At 44.6% G+C, this 21546-nt stretch carries 12 protein-coding genes; all 12 read right to left on the bottom strand.

Going from position 1 to position 21546, the window contains the following annotated elements; translation table 11 throughout:
- Positions 1 to 60: 60 nt before the first annotated feature.
- Positions 61 to 2268: a glycoside hydrolase family 3 N-terminal domain-containing protein gene (locus tag AB3G73_RS15000; protein WP_322019546.1), complete on the bottom strand. Its 2208-nt coding sequence runs from the start codon at positions 2266 to 2268 to the stop codon at positions 61 to 63.
- Positions 2269 to 2335: 67 nt separating this feature from the next.
- Positions 2336 to 3190, bottom strand: a complete 855-nt coding sequence (locus tag AB3G73_RS15005) for a DUF4886 domain-containing protein (RefSeq protein WP_259021677.1) — start codon at positions 3188 to 3190, stop codon at positions 2336 to 2338.
- Between the two features lie 24 nt (positions 3191 to 3214).
- Positions 3215 to 5008, bottom strand: coding sequence for a glycoside hydrolase family 2 protein (locus tag AB3G73_RS15010; protein ID WP_217720941.1), 1794 nt, complete (start codon positions 5006 to 5008; stop codon positions 3215 to 3217).
- Between the two features lie 28 nt (positions 5009 to 5036).
- Entirely contained in the window at positions 5037 to 6338 is a 1302-nt protein-coding gene (locus tag AB3G73_RS15015; RefSeq protein ID WP_217720940.1) for an acetylxylan esterase, read from the bottom strand.
- Positions 6339 to 6363: 25 nt separating this feature from the next.
- Positions 6364 to 8430 carry an alpha-galactosidase gene (locus tag AB3G73_RS15020; protein ID WP_217720939.1) on the bottom strand — a complete coding sequence of 689 codons (2067 nt, stop codon included), beginning with the start codon at positions 8428 to 8430 and terminating at the stop codon, positions 6364 to 6366.
- Positions 8423 to 10303, bottom strand: coding sequence for an FAD-dependent oxidoreductase (locus AB3G73_RS15025; protein WP_217721030.1), 1881 nt, complete (start codon positions 10301 to 10303; stop codon positions 8423 to 8425). The genes AB3G73_RS15020 and AB3G73_RS15025 overlap by 8 nt, the downstream gene beginning before the upstream one ends.
- A 20-nt stretch (positions 10304 to 10323) precedes the next feature.
- Positions 10324 to 11925 carry a DUF4832 domain-containing protein gene (locus tag AB3G73_RS15030; protein ID WP_217720938.1) on the bottom strand — a complete coding sequence of 534 codons (1602 nt, stop codon included), beginning with the start codon at positions 11923 to 11925 and terminating at the stop codon, positions 10324 to 10326.
- Between the two features lie 88 nt (positions 11926 to 12013).
- Positions 12014 to 13657 carry a SusE domain-containing protein gene (locus tag AB3G73_RS15035; protein WP_259021680.1) on the bottom strand — a complete coding sequence of 548 codons (1644 nt, stop codon included), beginning with the start codon at positions 13655 to 13657 and terminating at the stop codon, positions 12014 to 12016.
- A gap of 20 nt (positions 13658 to 13677) precedes the next feature.
- Positions 13678 to 15399: a RagB/SusD family nutrient uptake outer membrane protein gene (locus AB3G73_RS15040; protein WP_195649346.1), complete on the bottom strand. Its 1722-nt coding sequence runs from the start codon at positions 15397 to 15399 to the stop codon at positions 13678 to 13680.
- Between the two features lie 17 nt (positions 15400 to 15416).
- Entirely contained in the window at positions 15417 to 18806 is a 3390-nt protein-coding gene (locus tag AB3G73_RS15045) for a SusC/RagA family TonB-linked outer membrane protein (protein ID WP_367745179.1), read from the bottom strand.
- A 56-nt stretch (positions 18807 to 18862) separates the two neighbouring features.
- A complete protein-coding gene (locus tag AB3G73_RS15050; RefSeq protein WP_320980221.1) occupies positions 18863 to 20419 on the bottom strand; it encodes a DUF4832 domain-containing protein in 1557 nt (518 codons plus the stop codon).
- Between the two features lie 148 nt (positions 20420 to 20567).
- Positions 20568 to 21494, bottom strand: a complete 927-nt coding sequence (locus AB3G73_RS15055; protein ID WP_195649349.1) for a FecR family protein — start codon at positions 21492 to 21494, stop codon at positions 20568 to 20570.
- Positions 21495 to 21546 lie beyond the last annotated feature (52 nt).

Consider the following 21546-nt stretch of genomic DNA (forward strand, 5'->3'; position numbering starts at 1 on the left):
AGCATATGTCAAAAACCAACTTGGCTATCAGCTCTTGACACACTTTTGTTCTTTACATTTTTAGTCTATCAGTTCTATTTTAACGGTCTGTCCCTGTACCAAAATATGATATTCTCCGGCTTCAAGGAATCGTTTACCATCCTCATTGACAAAACCGAAATCACGTTCCAGGTCTATGTCAAAACGGAAAGTCTTCGTTTCTCCGGCTTTAATCAACTGTTTTTCAAAATGCTTCAGTTCTTTCACCGGGCGGGTAATCGAGCAATACGGATCGGATATAAACCAATGAACAGTCTCTGCTCCATCGCGAGCACCGACATTGGTGACAGTCACTTCTGCAGACAATCGATCGCCGCGCTTCACTTTAGTAGCAGAAGGGGTAACGGTGCCATACTTAAATTCGGTATAACTTAATCCATGCCCGAACGGATACAACGGATCGCTTGTTATATCTTTATAGAATCCTTGATGCCCACGTCCGCTCTTGCGGCGATTGTAATAAATAGGAATTTGTCCTGTGGAATAAGGGAACGTCATGGCAAGTTTACCGGATGGGGTGATACGTCCTGATAATATACCGGCCATCGGCAACGCTCCATTCACACCCGGTTGCCAGATTTCCAGTATAGCATCGGAAATCGGTTCCAGACGATTCAATTCCAACGGACGTCCATTCACCAATACCAGTACAATAGGCTTTCCGGCTTTCTTCAGTTCTGCGGCCAGCTCTTCCTGAATCTGCGGCAATGCGATAGAAGAACGGGAAGCATTCTCACCACTCCAGGTCATCATCTCACCCAAACAAAGAACAACTACATCAGACCAGCGTGCAGCTTCCAATGCTTCTGCAAATCCTTCTCTGTTATCTCCTTTCGTAGCACAGCCTGCTGCATAACGCAATTCAGCTTTTCCTGCAAATTCAGTAGCCAGTCCATTATAGAGCATGGCAACATCCGTATCTTTTCCATGACCACACCAGGAACCCAACAAGTCCCAACCATTTTTTGCCATTGGTCCTATCACGGCAATCTTCTTTTTATCAGTCAGCGGTAATGTTTTGTTTTCATTTTTCAGCAAGACCATGGATTCCGCCGCAAGCCGGGCTGCAATATCCATACTTTGCGGACGGAAGAAACGTTCTTTCTCACTTGTTGCGGGAGTATAAGGACGTTCGAAAAGGCCGAGACGGAATTTCAAAAGTAAAACACGACGTACAGCTTCATCTACTTGAGCTACCGATACTCTGCCCTCTTCTACCAACTCTTGCAAATGGCGGTCGTAAGCATGAGACATCATATCCATTTCAAGACCGGCAGTAAACGCATGCCAGGCTGCTTCTTTTTTGGTCGCTGCCAATCCCTGATTTTTCAACTGTTCGATGGCTCCCCAATCGGAAACAATAAATCCATCATGCCCCCAACGTTTCTTTAATATCTCGGTCATTATGTAAGGATTGGCCGAACCCGGCACACCGCTGATATCATTAAAGGAACTCATCAGTGTTGCCGCACCTGCTTTCACACCCATCTCGTAAGGGAGCAGATAAGTATCCCAAAGAGTTTGTTTGGAGATCTCGGTATAGACATAGTCACGCCCGGCTTCGGATGCCCCGTAACCTACATAATGTTTCAGACAAGCTGCCATACGGTTTTCTGCTGACAAGTCATCTCCTTGATAACCTTTGACGGAAGCTGCACCGAATACCCCGTTTGTATAAGGATCTTCACCATAACCCTCTGCCACACGTCCCCAGCGAGGATCACGAGCCACGTCAATCATCGGTGAGAAAGTCCAGTCCACTCCCGACATACGCGCTTCCTGTGCAGATACAGCACACGCCTGCTCTACCAAATCCGGATTCCAGGAACAAGCCTGTGCCAACGAAATAGGATACACGGTACGGAAACCATGAATTGCATCGTAGCCGAAAATAATAGGAATACCCAGACGAGACTCTTCCATTGCTTTTTTCTGCATACTATTACGCAGTGCGGGATTTGTTTCGAAGTAAATCAGAGAACCGATTTCTGCGGGCACTTTCTTCACTTCTTCACCTACATTATTCACATTGTTATTCCGTCCCAGGGTATATTGATTAAGCTGCATCACTTTCTCTTCCAAAGTCATGCGGGATAGGAGATCATCTACGCGTTTCTCAATCGGAGCCTTTGCGTCTTTATATAGTGCAACATCTTTTTTATCTTTTGCCGAAAGGGTGCATATAGAACCTAGCAAACATAATCCGTAAACCAATACTTTCTTTCTCATCGATGTTTTCGTCGGTTAATTAGTATATAAATATAGCTTTATCAGACAGCCACAACATGGCTTCTTTTTATTGTCTTTCAGATAAATCAGTCACCCTATACGGATGCTTCACTGCTGCATGAGCAGCTTTCTGGGCAACAGCTTTTCGAGCCTCATCCAGGCTCTCCGGGCCATAAGGATTTCCGATTACATTGCGTTTGAAGATACGTTCGAACCAAGTGCAGGCAGCAGTATAACGTCCGACTTTCACATCCAGATGATATCCGTCACGGTTCATATGATCGCCGATGAAAGAGGTACGGGCATTCTGTATGGCAGTGCCCGTAGAGATAATCATCTTAATCTTATATGCCTTACCTGCTTTTTTCACTGCATCTACAATTGCGTGATACATCGTCAGCTGATCGCGGTTGTAGTTTTTAAATCCACCGTGATTGGAAGTGGATGCATAGGCCCAAGTCTGGTGCAGCATCAACTTTGTTTTCTTGGGAATACGTGCTTTTACATACTCTATGAGCTCGGGAAGAGAGGCTTCATACGTCTCATACATTCCCGAAAAAGTACTTGCTTGTTGCAGGCTGACATAATCCCAGTCTTCATCCGCCAGTACCATTTCCAAAGACATCTTGCCTTTTTCCCGTTTCTTTCCATCTGTACCGATTTTCCGGTAGGCATAGGCAGGAGCATTTTCACGGGCATTCTTCACATGGCGTTCTAAGGAACAGCCACCAATAAACATATTGCCGATTATGGTTGAAATACCTTCGGCTTCCGCAAGTTCATGCAGATATTGCTCCACGGCATCTTGGGAAAAGCTATTGCCGATAGCCAATATCTTAACTACCTTTTGTTGTCCATATACCCCCTCCGTCAGAAGGAGCAATATGAACATACAAATCGCAACAATTCTATATCTCTTCATCACAATCAAATATAGCTAAACCTATTAGTTATTTCTTTTTTTCATGTAATAATCTCTCATAAGATACCATGCCTTCTTGCGCATTCCCTGATCGGATATTAACCCTTTGCGGTTCCAGCCATCCTGATTAGTGGGGTGGAAACGGAACGGAGAACGGAAGTCGAACAGAATCCAGGGAGATACTCCACGCAGGTTAGGGATATTGTCGAACATACGAATATTGTCTCTATACAGACGTGCCTGATACTCTTCACTCCAGGAGCTGACTACATTCTCATCGCCAGACTGACCGTACAATGCTTCACCACCAAATTCAGAAATAATCAACGGTTTGTGCGTCACTACTTCCCAAATTGCATCTTTCGGTTCAACAGGCCATGGATGATACCAGCCCATATATTTATTGATTGCTACGACATCTAATTGGGAAGTAAAGGAATCTTCCATTACAAAACGCTGTTTCTCACTGTTAAAGCGCACAAGGTCAAAAGCGGCGACATACAGACGGGTAGTATCCAGCTGTTTGCCTGTTTCAAGCAGGGAAGTCAAAAAATCATTCCGTTCTTTGGAAGGCTGTGTTTCATTGGCAACACCCCAGTAACCTACTGCACAACGATTCTGATCGCGCTTTATCATTTCAGAAAGCATCTTCTGTGCTTTCTTACGGGTATCTTTGTCTGTAAAGTCAATGCCTTGCCAAATAGGAATTTCCTGCCAGAGAAGGAAACCCATCTTTTCTGCCAAGCGTACCGTGTATTCATTCTGCGGATAATGTGCCAGACGAATCATGTTCACACCAAGCGCCTTAGCTTCATTCAGCAACATGGATGCATCGGCTTCCGAGAAAGCACGTCCCATGCGCTGCGGAATCTCTTCATGGAAAGAGATGCAACACATAAATGTCGGTTTCCCGTTCAGGTAAATATCCGTTCCTTTCACTGTGATGTTACGGAAGCCTATTTGTTCCTCCACGCGATCGGTACTTGAAGAAATGACCACGCCATAGAGTTTCGGTTCTTCGGGCGACCAGCGTTGCAGTTTCTTTGCATTCAATACGGTTTCCGCTTTTCCTTCCGCATCAGTAGTAAGTTCCGCATTGATTTTAAGTTCGGGAATGGCGACTGTCACCTTTTCACCCGCCTTTTTATCAGAAAGACGTACACGGGCAATGATCCGGTCGGGAGCGTTTTTATCCAGTTGGATGAAGTAATCTTCTATAAATGTGCGGGGAGTTTTCACCAGCAACACATCTCTTGTGATGCCGCCATAATTCCACCAATCGAACGCCATAGCAGGAATGGCGTCCTTGGTACGACGATTGTTCACTTCTATTGCCAAGAAGTTATCGCCGTCTTTCAACAGGTCCGTCACTTCTACTTGGAAAGGGGTGAACCCACCTTCATGTTCTGCTATTTCTTTTCCGTTCAGGTAGACTTTGCAACGATAGCTGACAGCACCAAAATAAAGAAACTGACGCTTGTCTGCCAGACGTTTGGCATCAAAATGACGCGCATACCATACAGTACCCTCATAATATTTCAGTTCGGGCGACTGCGAGTTCCAGTCTCCCGGGACATTAAGACGCAAGCCGCCTTCGAATGCATATTCGTAGAAATCAGTATTTCCTTTCGGTTGCTGATTTTCATAGATTTTCATTCGTTGTCCCTGATCGTACAGGTCAATAATGGCATTCCATTTACCATTCAGTGAATGAATGTCACGACCGTAGACATTCGTTATCAGTTCTTGTGCTGCAACGCTTCCTGCAAAAGCGATCAGCAACAACAGACATAGATTTAATTTCTTACCTATTTTCATTTATCTATTAGTTTGTGGTATTTATACATTATTCGTTTCTCGATTCATTCTTCAGGAAATTCATCACCCAGTTCCAGGCAGCACTCCACTGCTCTGCATAGGCATAATGGGCAGTCGTTTCGGCCACAAACAACTCTTTCGGAGCATTAATCATGTTGTAAGCCGAATAAGTGGTGGTAGGCGGACAGACCATATCATTATAACCAAAAGTATAAAATCCCGGCACTTTAACCTGCCGGGCAAAGTTGACTACATCAAAATACTGAATGGTTTTAATCTTCTCCGGTGTCCGGTTCCTTTCATCCTTAAACATGTGCGGCCAACCTCCTGCGCGACCATGAGCATAGCCTGCAATATCACACAAAGCCGGATAGAAAGAAACTAATCCTTTGACACGGTTATCCAGTCCGGCAATCACTATGGAAAGTGCTCCGCCCTGGCTTCCACCGAAAGTTGCCAGATTACCATTAAATTCGGGGAGTGTGTAAATGAAATCAATGGCTCTTACACAGCCTGTATAAACCCGTTTATAATAATACTTATCCCGATCGTCCGTATTGAATGAATGGTAATTCTTCAAGGCCCCGTTATAAAGTCGGTGATATACATCTCCCGTCAGGTTGACCGGAATACCGTGAATGCCGATTTCCAAAATGATAAAACCATTTCCGGCACGTTCGGACTCCCCGTTATATGCGCGGATACCTGCACCCGGCACTTTCAAGATGGCCGGATATTTTCCGGGAGCTTTCGGCACACAAAGGATGCCATACATACGGGATGCATAGTCATTATTCGCAAAAGAAACATGATATACATTCACTTTGTCCGTACACTTTTCCGGCAATAAAGTCATTATAGGTTCCAGCGCCCACTTTTCAGCGGCTTCTTTGGTGCTCTTCCAGAATTCAAGAAAATCGGCAGGCAACGGAGTAGTCGGTTGTAGCTTCTCCGGATCAAAGCCGACGGTAGCTACACCTTCATATTCACGCCCTTGATAACTGACAAAAGCACGGCAACGCAGGAAACCCTCTTTTTTCATTGTACCTGCATTAATTTCGAGCTTTTCATTCTTCAAAGGTTGTTTACCTGTCTGATGAGGTTTCATCATATCTTCCGAAATCTCATAACGCACTTCCAGATGATCCTGTGGAATATTGCATTTCAGTACAGCTACTTTGAATTTCACTTTTTCTCCCGGTTGATACAACCAATTGGTGTGGTCGGGAGTGACCAGCACTTGAATCAGCCTTTCCGCCGGTTGCCCGTACACAACGAATTGCACGGCAACAAACAAAGCAAGAAAAACAGAACGCAAACTTTTTATCATAATTCCATTATTGTTTATAGTCTTTTCATGGTTTTACCTGGTATTGATAAAGAGTGAAAGAATTCTTATCATTCAACTCGAAACTTACTTTACCCTGTACACCAACTTCAGCAACAAACTTTTTGCCATTTCCCATCAAAGGAGTAAAAGTTACCTTCTTGCCCTCCGGAAGCCAAGTATCAATGGTTCTTTTGGCTATGTCATTGTCTTCGCGGTAAATAATGAGATAACCTTGCGTGTCAGAGACTATTGATTGAAATCCTGTCCACGAGCGTCCCGAAGGTTCTTCACCAATGGGCAATATGATGCCTTGATGAAATTGAAGTTGCAAGGGTTGATATTCCTTGAGCAGAGTTGACGTAGCATAAGCCTCTTCGGGCAGGTTCGAAGCCTCCATCCAAGCCAATGGCTGTGCCGCCAGGGTGATGGCGAAGAGGTAGTCGAAACTATAACGAGAGGGAGCAAATGGATCGGTAGTGCTATACTTATCGGCATTACGCCATTTATTCAGGAATTCTATCTGCATCTTCTCGGCTGGTACATAGCGAGACAGCATCCAAAGATTACGCAAGGTGCGATAGGGATAATAGTTGCCCCAATCGGTATAACGGTTTTCCAGGAAGATATTGCCATACTCATTCATATAATGATATCCACCGCGACGACCGGCAGTGGCATCGAGGTTGAAAATCACCTCATGGTTGGTTTGTGCTAACACGGTATCAAACAACCGGCGTAAATTCTGTTCGGCTGTTTTAGTAGGTATTTGTAAGCCATCTATCTTGAAACAGCAGATACCATACTCCTTGTAAAGCCCGATAATGACTTGCGCGTCTTTTTGCCAATCGGCAAAATCATTCTGTATACTAGGATTGAACCATAATCCGATACGAATACCCAATTTCTTTCCTTTCTCTACAATGCGTTTCAGTCCATGAGGGAATTTCGTGGGGTTGGGCGTCCAGTAATCGGCATTTTTCCAGATATCTTTAAAGCTGCCTCCGGCTGTCTTTGAGTTGGGGCTTTTTCCGCTCTGCCAACCATCGTCCAGTTGAAAGAGGGTGACACCCAGACGTGCGGCACGGTCCAGCTCGGCCAGACAGAAAGCCTCATCTATTTTGGCATCCTGACTACGGTCACCCCAGGTATTGAGCATAATCATCTCATCCTGTGCGGCGGTGTGGTGGCGCAGTTGTTTTTGATAAAGGCGCAATGCTGTTAGTGCTTCTTGTTCATCTCCGGTATAGACACCGGTAACGCATCCATAAACACGAGTCCAGCTATCCGGTTTCACATCATCAGATGCAATGCCCAGACCCACTACCATAAAATCGCTAAAGTCGGCCACGAAGTCGGAACCATTATAATGTAATTGGGTACTGCTGCAAGGAGCCTCTTTCAAGAAAAAGAAACCTTGCCGGGTAGCCACATCGTGAGCAAAAAGCAGATTACCACGATAGGTGTTGCGACGGTAAGGAAGCCAGGTACGTTCTGTCACCAGATTGTCATTCCAATCAGTATAGTCGAAGAACTCTACCGTACGGGCACGCCAATGATTACCGGAGAGTTGCAATCTGTCGATCGTCGGAGTTTTCACCCCCGTAGTCATATCGACTGTGTGCTCTATATTTTTACGATCAGCATTAGAACGATTGTCATCTTTATTCTGGTAAAGTTCTACTTGTCCTTTCAGATAGGTATCGCAGGCAATGGCGGGACAGTCTGCATAAATGCGATAGCGACGTTCTATACTTAGAGAACCGATGGTGCAAGCCACAGTGGCTTGCAGATAGCTGGCATGTATACCATTCGTTAGAATCTCATTCACAGTGAAAGTAGCAGCTGTAGGGATGCCTTTCACAATCGAGAAGTCGGGCTCTTTGCCTTGAGCCGGGATTACTTTTCCACATAGCTTATCGGTGAGGCTAATGGTGACAGGTGTACCATTATTCCACAGCATGGTACGCTCCATGTAGTTATTGCCCATACGTAGTGTATCACCTTTCAGGAAAGCATAATAGTGCTGTCCTCCCCAAAGCGGCAATCCCAATATGGTTGAGAGAAATATCGTGATAATACTTTTTTTACTCATAGTTTGTCTGCGGTTTGATGTAAGCCGGAGCCTCCAACAACTTGTTGGGTTCGTTGAAACGTTGGTTATCGGGTACATTGTGTTTGCCCAAGCCTGCCTGCATAAGCTGCTTTAATTCGGGCAGATGATGATGATAGATATCACGCGGTTCTACGCCATGCTTATGACAGAGTCCGGCTGCCATACCTACTACTTCACCCATCATACCAGTAGTACGCATCACACGTACCGTACCCAAGGCTACGTGTGTGCAGCTCATATTACGACCTGCCATAAAGAGGTTATCCACATTGCGCGAATAAAGACAACGATAAGGGACAGCATAAGGATGAATCCAACGATGCACCGTTGCCGACTTGAATTCATTATCAGGAAAACGCACACTGTTCACGCTATCAGGGAAGTGGAGATCGATACTCCAAGTGGTAGTAAACGAAGCATCCTCGTGTGCCACATTTTTGTCTATATCGTCTTGTGCTAACACATAGTCGCCCAGAAGACGGCGAGATTCACGTTTACCGGAAACATACGCCACCCAATCGAGTGAACGGTTGGCATACTTTTTACGATCCGCATAGTGATTCTTCAGATAGCTCCAATTGGAATATACCACCAAAAGTCCATAGTCGCGTATGCGTTCAGCCTCGGTGATTTGATTACGGTTCATTCCTGTTTCCCATTTCCATTCGCCCATAGTTACAGGCTCGCAATTATCAGTGCCAAAGCGCATACCATATTCGAAGCGGGGGAAAGAGGTCTTCTTCTTCATGTCCTTGCTATACCATTGTACCGATGCGCCCATCACTAGCGAGTCGGGCTGCTCGGGAGCGAGACTTTCGCCATATTCATCGCGGCCTTCACGTCCCATAGTCCAATCGGCACCGGCTAAGTAGCCTATGGTAGCATCGCCAGTGCAGTCACTAAAGAGAAGAGCGGTAAGTTCGGTTTGTTCACCCGTCTCAATATGTTGAATAGTGACTGATGCTATGCGATCACCCTGCATCTTTACAGCCACAGCACGTTGTGAAGCATAAAGGGTGATATTCTTTTCGGCAGCTATAAAGTCTTCCTTTTTCTGATCTTCATAATAGTCACCCGGTTGGGCATTACCGGAACGTTCATGACCGAATTCGCGTATCATACGACCTAACCCCTCGTTGGGTCCCTTTTCGATGATACCACCCAGGTGTACACGTATCTCCGACGAGTTATTACCGCCCAGTACAGGACGATCGTTCACTAATGCCACCCTACAACCTAACCGGGCAGCAGCCGTAGCGGCACACATGCCGGCTACGCCTCCTCCCACTACCACAAAGTCGTACTGATGGGTGGGCACCGTTTGTTGTTGTTGCAAGCGGGCACGAAGTGCAGCTGTCTCTGCCTCGCCCCATGCAGTGGGTTGCACATTCATATCAGTCGTGAGATAGATGGCATCACAACGACCATTAAAACCTGTAAGGTCTTTCAAAGCAAGGGTGATAGTACCTGCTTTCAATACGACCTTGCCGGCGGACTGCCATTGCCAGGAATTACCAGTGTGTCCCAATGTAGTTTTCAGTAACTTACCACCTAAAGCCAGACGAAACTTTCCGGGCCCTTCGGCATCGGTCCAAGGTGAAGTCCAGTTGTAGGTGCGGGCATATACATAGTAAGTGCCCGCCTGGGGAATATTGATTTCTGCCGTAGCATCGGCCACAGGAATACCCATGCCATGTGCCATGAGATAGGGTGAACCCATTTGATCCATGAACTGCTGGTCGAGCACCCAGCCGCCTCGCTGGCTGAAGCTTTCTGCTTCGATGAGCAGTTCTCCGGCTACAGCCACAAGGCTACAGGCTACGGCTATGCATGTCAGTAAGATTTTTTTCATCATAGCACAGCGTTTTTTAATTATTGAATAGTTATATCACCCACTTTCACCCAACCTTTGGAGGTTTGATACTCATCGCGGGCTGAAATTAAGATACCAATGGCATTCTCTTTGGTAGTATCTACCAATCCTACTGCCCAAATGTAATTCCCTGCGGCTACATCAGTGAGTTTGATATTAGTAGTGTAAGTCTTGGGAGCTCCCTTCATCCAAGTGGCAATATTTGCTTTGTCTTCTATATAGATGCGGACGGGATCCTCTGTATTCTTATCGAGCAGAGCGATAGCTAGTTTGTACTTGTCACCATACTGCGGCAAATTGGTAGGACAGTAACCCCAACCCAAGTTCGACCAGCGGTGAGTAAGCGATACACTACTGCCACTACGGGCTATAGTAGGAATAGACAGACGGTCGGGATAGAGACGGTAACCACCTTCAGCAATAAACTCCTTCACCAAATGGAAAGCTGTATTGAACCAAGAATGAGTTTCACCTTTGTTCACGTTGGTATCAAAGCGGAGGTCCATCATGTTGACATAACCACCCTTGGCTTCATCATATTCTCCCTGGCGCACCTCGGCAAAATTCTTGTAACCATCGCCGGCAATAGAACCACCGTGTGATGATTCTACCCAACCACCTTCCATAGTGATAGGTACGATACCATGATAGGTAGTACTGATGCCACGCTCCCAATCCTTATAATATTGCTTCATGCCGAAAGCATCGTGACGCAAACAGAAGCCTTTGGCTACGGCACGTTTCACCATATCGGCAGCTACCTCGGTATCGGTATCACTAAACTCTTTGCCACTAAGCAAACAGCGATGATAATTAATCATGATAGGCACTTTAGTGAAAAGGCGTGACATTACATCCGTAATCCATTCAAATACTGCTTGTCTAGGAGCTTCATCACCTGTAGAGTATTTCAGGGTGTGAGTCTCACCCCATTTGCCTAATCCAAAACCGCTCACAAATTGAGTGACATCAGGATCATTGTATTTGGCAGCAAAAGCAGTAAGGAACCCTTCATACTCCCTCTGGAAAATGGGATCGTCCGGATAAGGTGTCCATACGTTTACACTACCGGTAGTAGTGGTAAACCCTTCGGCACCGGCATCTTTTACATAATCGGGACAGGCATCTTCATGTTTGTCACGACTATCACACACAAAGGTAAAGGCGAGCTTCAAGTTTCGTTCTTTAGCTCCTTCCACCAGCATACGAAAACGCTTGGCAGGTTCAGTCTGTACACTCTCATCCCATACATATTTGCCTTTTTCAGGATTAAAATGGCTCCAAAGACCACGAACGTAGAGCGTATTACCATAGTCAGATACCTTCACAGTACCTTCTGACGACTCGAAGTTATCATAAAGATCCCAGAAATCCATCATCATACCACTTCCAATACCCGAGTAAATGACCCATCCACTCATAGGGTTACGCTGCAGTTTGTAGCGTTCGGGCATGATATTGACGGTCGTGTTGCCTTCAATGTTCCAATTATAATCGGTTATAGGGGCATCATCGTCTGAACAAGCAGTGCCAATGAAAGGCGTAGTAGCTAGCAGACACATCGACAAGGTCTTGATGCTGTTTTTTATTATTTTGTTCATAAAATATATCTCGTTTATTGTTATCATTTAAAGGTAGAATAAGAAGTGAAGTGATAAAAGCTCCACCTCTTATTCTTTCATTTTGGATTTATTTAATATCAAAGAGTACAGTGTTGTTCTCTAGGTCCACTACCACATAGTTACAGCCCTCCGGGATGAGGAAATAAGCATAGCGGTTATTGCCCTGACCTGTTACGGTTCCTTCTATCTTACCTGCTGTTACTGTAGTGTATCCATTGTAGCTATTACGAACAGCATCAGCAGTAGAACCAACGAACCATCCGTTATTAGCATATCGCAGCGTGCTGAAGTTCACCCAACCGGCATTTGTCTTCCCATAATTATCCTTATATTCATTACGTGGCAATACATCACCTTTATAAACGAATACTTTCGGATTGGCAACACTCTGAATAAGGTTATACTTCACTTGACAGTACTTGAAGCTTTTTCCGGTTTCTTCATCAATACCCGAATCGTAAGCAAAACTATTGAAACCACCATACATGTGCAGTACATTGACTTCCTGACTCCATGGGTTTTTCCCCAGTTCGGTATTGTTGAACGATACGGTGAGTGGTTTCAGATCGGTAGCGGTCGAATAGATGGTAATAGATTTCTCCTCCTTATTCAATACAATGCGGTAAGTTCCATCGGCCGGAATTGTCCAATATTGTTTATCCACTTTGCTAATGAGTACTTGTCCGAATGTTGACAATTGACCATCTTCGATGTCATGACTATCAGCTATTTCCGGTACAATGGCCATCGCTTGTTCACCTTCGAAGGTGAGCGGGATGTAAAGGTTACCAGCTTTCAGTGCACCACGCCAAGCATAAATCTGGTCATTTTCGAGGGCTTGAGCCATCTCAATCTGTTCCCCACCTACGGCACTACCAGCCAGGAATATCTGGTCGGCTTCAACTACAGCACCAGCTTCTACTATCTTCACCGTCTGTTTACTCATATTCACAGTGATACGATAGGTAGCTGCAGATGGAATTAACCACGAATTGGCTTCAGCGCGATCGGATATGACGCCTGCCATTTCACCTGTGGTGATGGGGGCATCGGCGGTTTCCGGGCCAATGGCATTCAATTCGTCGGCATAGTCAACGGGAAAGTTTATCTTACCGGTAACCAAAGCTCCTTCGTAACTATAAATTCTGTTTGTCTCGTCTTTCAGCGTCATCTTAATATTATCATCGCCTACGGCAGTACCTCCCACATAAAGGTTATCAGCTTTATACTGTTTGGGGCCATAAGTTTTGAACTTCACCGTTGCAGTAGCAATATCGGGCACCATAAGACGGGGACCTTCAAAGTTGGCTGTAACAGTAAAAAGGACTTCGCCAATGGTACTGGTGGTTAGACCGAAGTAATCGACCAATATATCTTGCATCTCTTTGTTGGTGTACGAGCGAAGAAATTCACCATCATCATCAAATTCCTTGATATTTGCAACATCGCTACCGATAAGCTGCATCTCGTATTTATAAGTTGTGATATAATCTTCACCAAAATTGTGAGCGGTGCTCCACTTCAGCGTAAAAGCTGTCTCGTTGGGTTTACTTTCATCGAGCTTAATATATTCGCCCGAAGGAGTCAACTCAATCTCCGACTGGTTGCGTGAGGCAGTATTGTCTATCTCCTCTTCGCACGAGGTGGCAAGCATGCTCATCATTCCCACAGCCACCATTCCAAGGTTTCTATATAAATGCATTGTTTTCATGTTCGTAATAGTTTATAGGATTAATAACCCGGATTGTTGGGTAACAAGTTGGGACACAACTCCACATCATGTGTAGGCAGCGGCCACAAATATTCGCGTTCGGGGAAGATGCGTTTAGCACCCTGCGAACAATAACCGGCATTAAAGAGAGCTGCAAAGTCTGCTAAACCATCTTCGTCGATTTGCGGAGTCATTCCCCAGAACCAGAGGTTCTTGTTCACGATATTGTTCAGCAATTCTGTGGGGTCGATAAGCATGATGTAATTGTAACCATTCAATGCTTTTCCTGCCAATTTCCAGCGCATCAAGTCTTGCAGGCGTTGGTTCTCCATGGCAAACTCCATGCGGCGCTCTATACGCAGGGCACGTCGCAGTTCGGTTTGGTTGGTAGTGGTCACGGCAGGATAACTATCAGTAGCTGTTACATTCACACCATAAGCACGAGCACGTACCATATTAATGGCTTTCAGCACGCTGTCGTCAATCAGGTTCTGTTCTATCATGGCTTCAGCATAAATCAACAGTACGTCAGCATAGCGCATTATGATATAGTCTTGTTCTACCTTTTGGTCTACTGTCCACGTAGCATCAATACCTTTCTTCCACAACAATCCTGTATATGAACTATATTGATTCACGATACGGGTATCTTGGTTGCTTTGTGTCTTACCTGTGGTATAGTTCATTACAGTTTTAGCTGCAGGACTGGGGTCGTATTCGAAACCACAGTGCTCGGTATTGAATTCAACGATGGTCATTGTACAACGCGGGTCACGGTTCTTGAAAGGCTTGCGAGGATCAAACAACGGTGATTCGTCAATAGGTAGCCCGTCAGTACAGAGATATGAAGCCAAGAGGTCCCATGAGGGATTGTATGAGCCATATCCTCCGGCATTACGGGGAAGGCCGTTCTTCACAATCCAGGAATCGAGCATCACTTCGTTTTCAATAGAGCGAGGTATCACGAACACTTTCTCGTCGTTTAGTTTGGTGCTCTGCTTGAAAAGTTTAGCATAGTCAGGTTCCAAAGAATAGAGTTTAAGATCCATACAAGCTTTGGCGGCTTGTGCAGCTATCTCATAATCACCCATATAGAGGGCAAAACGCGCTTTCATAGCCAGGGCTGCTCCTTTGGTAGGATGGATATTTTCGTCTTTTCCATAGCTTTCAGGCAAACCGGCAATGGCTTTATCGAAATCAGCATACACCAAAGGAATCACTTCCGCTTTAGGTCTGCGACCACGTTGCAAAGCTTCGGAAATGGTTATAGTCTCTTCCTGATAGGGCACATCACCATAAAAGAAGATCAGTTCAGCATATTTACAGGCACGACAGAAATAAGCCTCACCGGCATAACGATTGTAAACTTCCTCTGTCACAGCACCCTTTGACTTATGAATATTTTCGAGCATTGTGTTGGTGCGGGCAATAAGTTTGAATGATTGCTGCCACAAAGCATATACTTCATACTGCTGGCCGTTCAGGGTTCCATCAAGCACAGTTCCACCACTTCCAGGGTTACGATTCGTCTGACGATAGGTTGTGTTGTCCGACCACTGTTCGGATGAGCTAAGAGGTTCTTGCCAATAACCTAAAATGTAGAAATCATTGGAAGCCAAACGCAATTCTGTTTCGGATGTGTACCAAGATTCTGTATTACCTTGCGATTTGGGTACCAAGTCCATGCTCTCGCAAGCAGCAAGACTCAGGCACATTCCGGCTAATAATATCTTTGTTTTCATATTCTATTCCTATTTATTTAAAAGTTAACTTGTATGCCCATTACTAAAGAAGTGGTAATAGGATAATCCGATGTACCCATTTCAGGATCCCAACCACTAGGGAAATTGCTCAAACAGAAAAGGTCACTACCGCTCACATAGAAGCGGGCACGGTTTATACCGGCTTTTTGTGTCCAACTCTTAGGCAGGGTATAGCCTAATGTGATATTCTTCAAACGGAAGTATGAACCGTTGAACATCCAGAAGCTAGAGGTAGCATAGTTATTGCTCTTCGACACATTTGAAAGGCGGGGATACTTGGCTGCTAAATTCTCTTCAGTAGTATTGAAAGGACTCCAATATTTACCCTCGAGAATGGCTGGTACGTTACCATAGTTATCACGCAAAGGTTGCACCATAGAAGTAGAGAGGTAAGAATTTTGCTTGCCGATGCCTTGAAAAGCAAGACTGAAATCAATGCCTTTGTACGAAGCGTTAAGGCTACCACCATACTGGAAACGAGGCAGTGAGTTACCCAAAGGTACACGGTCGTATTCGGGACTGATTACGCCATCGGGCACACCATCGGGACCACTGATGTCGCGATACTTCAAGTCACCTACTGTAACGGTAGTACTAGTGCGAGCCGAGTTGTTCACTTCTTCTTGAGTTTGATAGATGCCCTCGCACACATAACCATAGAATTCATTGAAGAGCACGCCGGCACGTTTAATCTTACCACCGCTGATTTGCTCACCATCATTCATATAATCAATCTTCGAAAGGAAGTCGGAGAAATTCACATTTATACCATACTTAAAATCTCCTATTTGATCGTTCCATGCCACTTCAATATCATAACCATGAGTAGACATCTTACCTGCATTCGTACTAGGGTTGTTATATCCCATGAAGTAAGGGATTTCAATATTCAGCAACATGTCCTTGGTCTCTTTCCAATAGTAATCGAAATGAAACTGCAGACGGTTGTTCAAAAAATTGACATCCAGACCTAAGTCAGTACTGGTAGTCGTTTCCCAAGTAATATCTTCTACAGCCAACACAGCAGGACGAGCAGTTTTATCAGAAACTACACTTCCATCAGCCATATAGAAAAGTGAATTACCAAAACTCATCAAAGCAATGTAAGGGAAGTAGTTGCTGCCGATACGTTCGTTACCTAACATACCCCATGAACCACGCAACTTCAAGAATGAAAGCCAATCCCATTTGAGGTTCTTCATGAACTTCTCTTCACTCGCTACCCAACCAGCTGAAAATGAGGGGAAAGTCCCCCAACGATAACCTTTGGCAAAACGTGAACTACCATCGTGACGCACGTTAGCCTGGAACAGGTAACGATCGGCATACGAATAAATAACACGGCCAAAAACAGAGTTTGAAGTATACTCTGAACCTGTACCGCTATTGGTTTGGAAATCTTCCGAACCGATATTGAGGTAAGGATAACCGGTCAGTTCATATTTATCGCGCGCAGCACCGAGACTTTCGCTCTTCATATAGTAGTTTTCGAAACCGGCCATTACTGTGAGATTATGACTGCCAAAGGTTCCCATATAGTTAGCAATTGCCTGGCTAGTGACATTATAATCATCGTTACGAGTTTCTGTGAGCGAATTGGTAGTCCAAGTGCTCCCGGAGTCGAAATAACCACCAAAGGTTTCGGGATCATCGGGCAAGGTGTATCCACATGAGTTTTTAAACGCTTTCTTCTTTTGATAGTTGATAAAAGGAGATACGATACCCGAGATGCTTAGTCCCTTGATAGGCTTGAAGGTTAGCGAACCTTTACCTGCCACCTGCGTACTGTGAGCTACCGAATTACCACCGGCTACAAGCAATCCATAAGGATTTGCACCACTCTTACCCGAAGCTAAACGACCATCATCCCAGGTTGCGGGGTAAATGGCGGGCATTTTACGCATGGTATCAAAAGGGTCATAGTTTGTGGCAGTACTCTTAGCATGACGGATATTTACGTCTATTTGAGCACTAAGTTTATCATTGATATTAAAGTCGTTGTTCGAACGGAACATGTAGCGTTGGAAACCACGACCGTCATAAAGACCGTCTACTTCGTCATACGAAAGGGTAGCTACCGACTTTACCGCTTTGTTACCGCCTGATACAGAGAGAGTATGAGTCATACGGGGAGCACTTGACTTCAAAATCAGATCAGTCCAATCGGTAATGGGGTAGTTGTTCGGATCAGTAGCATTATACTTCACCCAATTCTTGGTTTTGTCAGCCGTATATTCTTGGAAAAAACCACCAGTAGGGTTATCGTTGTATTTCAACTCGTTGCTCATCTCCAAGTAGCGAGTGACTCCCACCATACTAGGTTGTTTGGTAGGAATTTCCCAACCAAATTCAGCATTATATTTCAGATTGATTTTACCGGTATCGTTACCACGCTTGGTAGTAACTAAGATAACACCAGCAGCAGCTTTCGAGCCATAGATACTGGCAGCCGCAGCATCTTTCAATACTGATATGCTCTCTACATCATTAGAATTCACATAGTCGAGCGAACTCTGCACACCGTCTACAATCACTAACGGGCTCGATTCACCCATAGTGGTAATACCACGCACACGAATAGAGGCGGCTCCTGCACCGGGAGCAGAGCTATTACGCGTCACCATCACACCCGAGAGTGAACCTTGCAATGCATTGGAAAGCATGGCTGTACGCTTGTTTACCAGCTCTTCTCCCTTCACGGCTGCCACCGCACCAGTAAGGTCTTTCTTCTTTACCACACCGTAACCGATAACAACCACTTCGTTGAGCGCTCTGCTAGCTTCTTCCATTACTATGGCATACATATTTTTGCTATCTATCCGCACGATTTTGTCCACAAAGCCCACATAGCTAATGAGTAATTCGCTACCCTCGGGAACGTCTATCTGAAACTTACCATCAAGGTCGGTGATAGTAGCTGCATCACTACCTTTCACACGAACCGTAGCACCAATCATCGGAAGATCAGTTGCATCGACTACCTGACCAGAGATGCGCTTCGCCTTTTTCACTTGAGTGGTAGCCTTTTTAGAAGGATTAGCAGTGATGGTTACTTGACGGTTCTGAATGGTATATTTCAAATCGGCTAGCCGACATACTTCCGTCAAAATAGCATCGATCGACTTTCCTTTCAACTCGATGTTCACTTTGTTGTTGAGACGATCTTTTACAGGTTGATCATAGACAAAAACATATTGGCTATGTTTTTCAATGTAGTCGAACACTTGTTTCACTGTCGAATCTTCGGCTTTAAGGATATACATCCCATTTACCTTTTCGAACGAAACAGTCGACGCGCTAGAATAAGCGGGCACAGACAGTAGTCCAGCCAAACAGAAAGCTTTTGCTAAGCTTACCACCGTAGTTGTGATTGTTTTTCGATTCATAATATAAGATTAATAATTAATATTTATTGCATAACGATTTATGAGTGATCTACCAGTTAGTCGTTGATTTTAAGTTTACCGACTTTGCACCATCCCTCAAATAGAAGATTCTTGTCGACCGCCATTTTCAAGCCCGGCTGGCATGCTTTGGTTGTATCAACCAAACCAATAAGCCAAGTGTAGTTTCCCTTTTGAAGTCCATCCAAATTGACAGTTGTGGTATAATGACCATCACGCCCTTGTACCCAAGTTGAGAGATCAGCCTCATCTGCAAGCTGTTTTTTCACAATGTTATGATTGTCATCCATCAAAGCGATGCAGACTTTATATTTTCCTTTCCATTGAGGAATATTGGTAGGACAGTATCCCCAACCTAGATTGCGCCAATTGTGTTGCACGCTCACACGCTCGCCTGAACGGGCTTTATTTACAAAACTTACCTCAGTGGGATAGAGCCGGTATCCTCCCTCACGTTCGAAACGCTTCACCAAATCGAAAGAGCTATTAAACCACGAGGCTACTTCATCACCAATGCGAAGATCCATCATATTGACATGGGCATTACGGCTTTCTTCGTACTCGCCCCAGCGCACATCTTCCGAATGCCCCTGGCGATACTTGCCACTAGGATCAATCCAGTAACGGTGGTGCGCTCCGGTAATCCATCCTCCCTCCATAATGATGGGCAAGCGAAAGCGGTAAGCACGGGCAAAATCTTTTTCCCACTGTTCGTAGTAACCAGTCATGCCAAAAGCGTCGTGACGAATGGTGTATCCTTTGGCAATGGCTCTTTCGAGCAATCTTTTACTATCAGGGTGTGGTTCTGCCCAGCTGATGGTATCCCCCACCAAACGATGGTAGTTTATCACCAATGGCACACGTTTGAAAGCTTTTGCATAGGTATCGGTAATCCACTCGAATACTTCTACTTTATTTGAGTAGTTATTATACTTCACGCCATGTGCTTCTCCCCATTTACCAAGCCCATAAGCATCAATAAAATCTACTTTATCGGGATCGTCAAAAGCAACAGCAAAGGCTTGAAGGAACTTTTCGTATTTCTGTTGAAACACAGCATCGTCAGGATAAGGCGACCATATTTGGGGATTATTAGGAGCTTGAAAACCTTTCGCACCGGCTTCCTTTACATAAAGAGGTGTGTTCTGTCCTTGGTCGCGGCTGTCTACATTGATACGGAAAGCCAGTCGCATACCACGTTCACGCACCGAAGCAAGCAATTTATAGATACGTGAGTCCGGATCGTTCCATACATAATCTCCCTCTTTACTCTCAAGCATATTCCAATTGATGCGAATGTAACATGTACCGGCGTAATCGCTCACGCGAACAGTGGAATCCCCACCATTTACGGGCATAGCATCATAATGGTGAGTTTGCCAAAAGTTTTCATCCCATGCACGTCCCAAATACATCACCCAACCTGTTAGGGGATTTTTGAGTACAGAAGTAGTATCAGGCTCGAAACAGACTGTTTGATCAAGCATCTTCACACCTTTAGTTATAGCTGATTTTGTATGTACAGAAGTCCATCTGCAGAGTGCTGGAACCGATATAAAAAGCATAAATGTGCATAACAAAGTGTATCTTCTCATCTTTCTCAATAGTATTAATGAGGTACAACATCTCCTTTCGAAAAAGGGGTGTAAATCTCCTCTGCCTTGCTATGAAGGCATTATAAATTGGTTAATAATAAGTTCCTATGTAATTATTTAATCCGGGAAAAACCGATAAAAAAAGCAGTTATTCCTTCACTAAGTAGATCGTATCACCATGAATTTCCATACGAGTTTGGGTCATGGTTTCAATGGCATGTAAGGTTTCATTCACATGATCACTAAGCACTAACCTGCCGTAAAATCTATCTGCCGACATCCCGTCGTCAAACATAATTGTCACCCCATAATAATGGCTGAGTCGTTGAGCCACGGACTCTACACTTTCACCATCAAGGTTAATCATACCCTGCATCCAGCAAGTGTATTCATCAGTATTCACTGTTCGTTTTTCGGCGAAACTCCCCTCTTGCAAATTCACCAATTCATTTGGTTTCATACGAACCCGATCATTGTTTGCCGTTTTCAATTCTACCGATCCTTGAACCAATACCACTTGCGAATCCGAAGCATCGTAATTGTTCACATTAAACTTTGTTCCGAGTACCTTCACCCTAAAATTATCCGAATAAACCAAAAATGGATGTTCTGCATCGTGTGCCACATCAAAGTAGGCTTCACCCTTCACGTATATCTCACGGCAATCGCCCTCAAAACGTTTGGGATAACGAACAATAGTACGGGAATTGGCTATAATCTTAGTGCCGTCAGCTAACATCAACGTCATTTTTTCACCAGTAGGCACTTCCACCTCCTCATCGTATACATCAGCCATTAATTCCATAACTTCCGCACGGGGTAAACCGTCCATTGCATCCTCTGCAACTATATATCTAACACCTATTAAAAGAAGCAACATAGCAGCCGTCGAGGCAACATACATCAAAATGCGTCGCCGTTTGCGTTTACGTTCTTGTTGATGTATTTTCAGGAAAGCCTTTTTCTTAATAGCAGAAATATCTATCTCTACCGGAGTACTATGCTCCATAAACGACTTCAACTTGAGGTCACCCGGCAAATCCCCATATGTATAATCATTAATATCTTTATCCATTTTCAATTCTTTTTATCCTTTCAAAATCTTTTCCCTTTTACAATCTTTACCT

The sequence above is a fragment of the Bacteroides sp. L008 genome (assembly GCF_040812255.1).
Taxonomy (GTDB): domain Bacteria; phylum Bacteroidota; class Bacteroidia; order Bacteroidales; family Bacteroidaceae; genus Bacteroides; species Bacteroides vicugnae.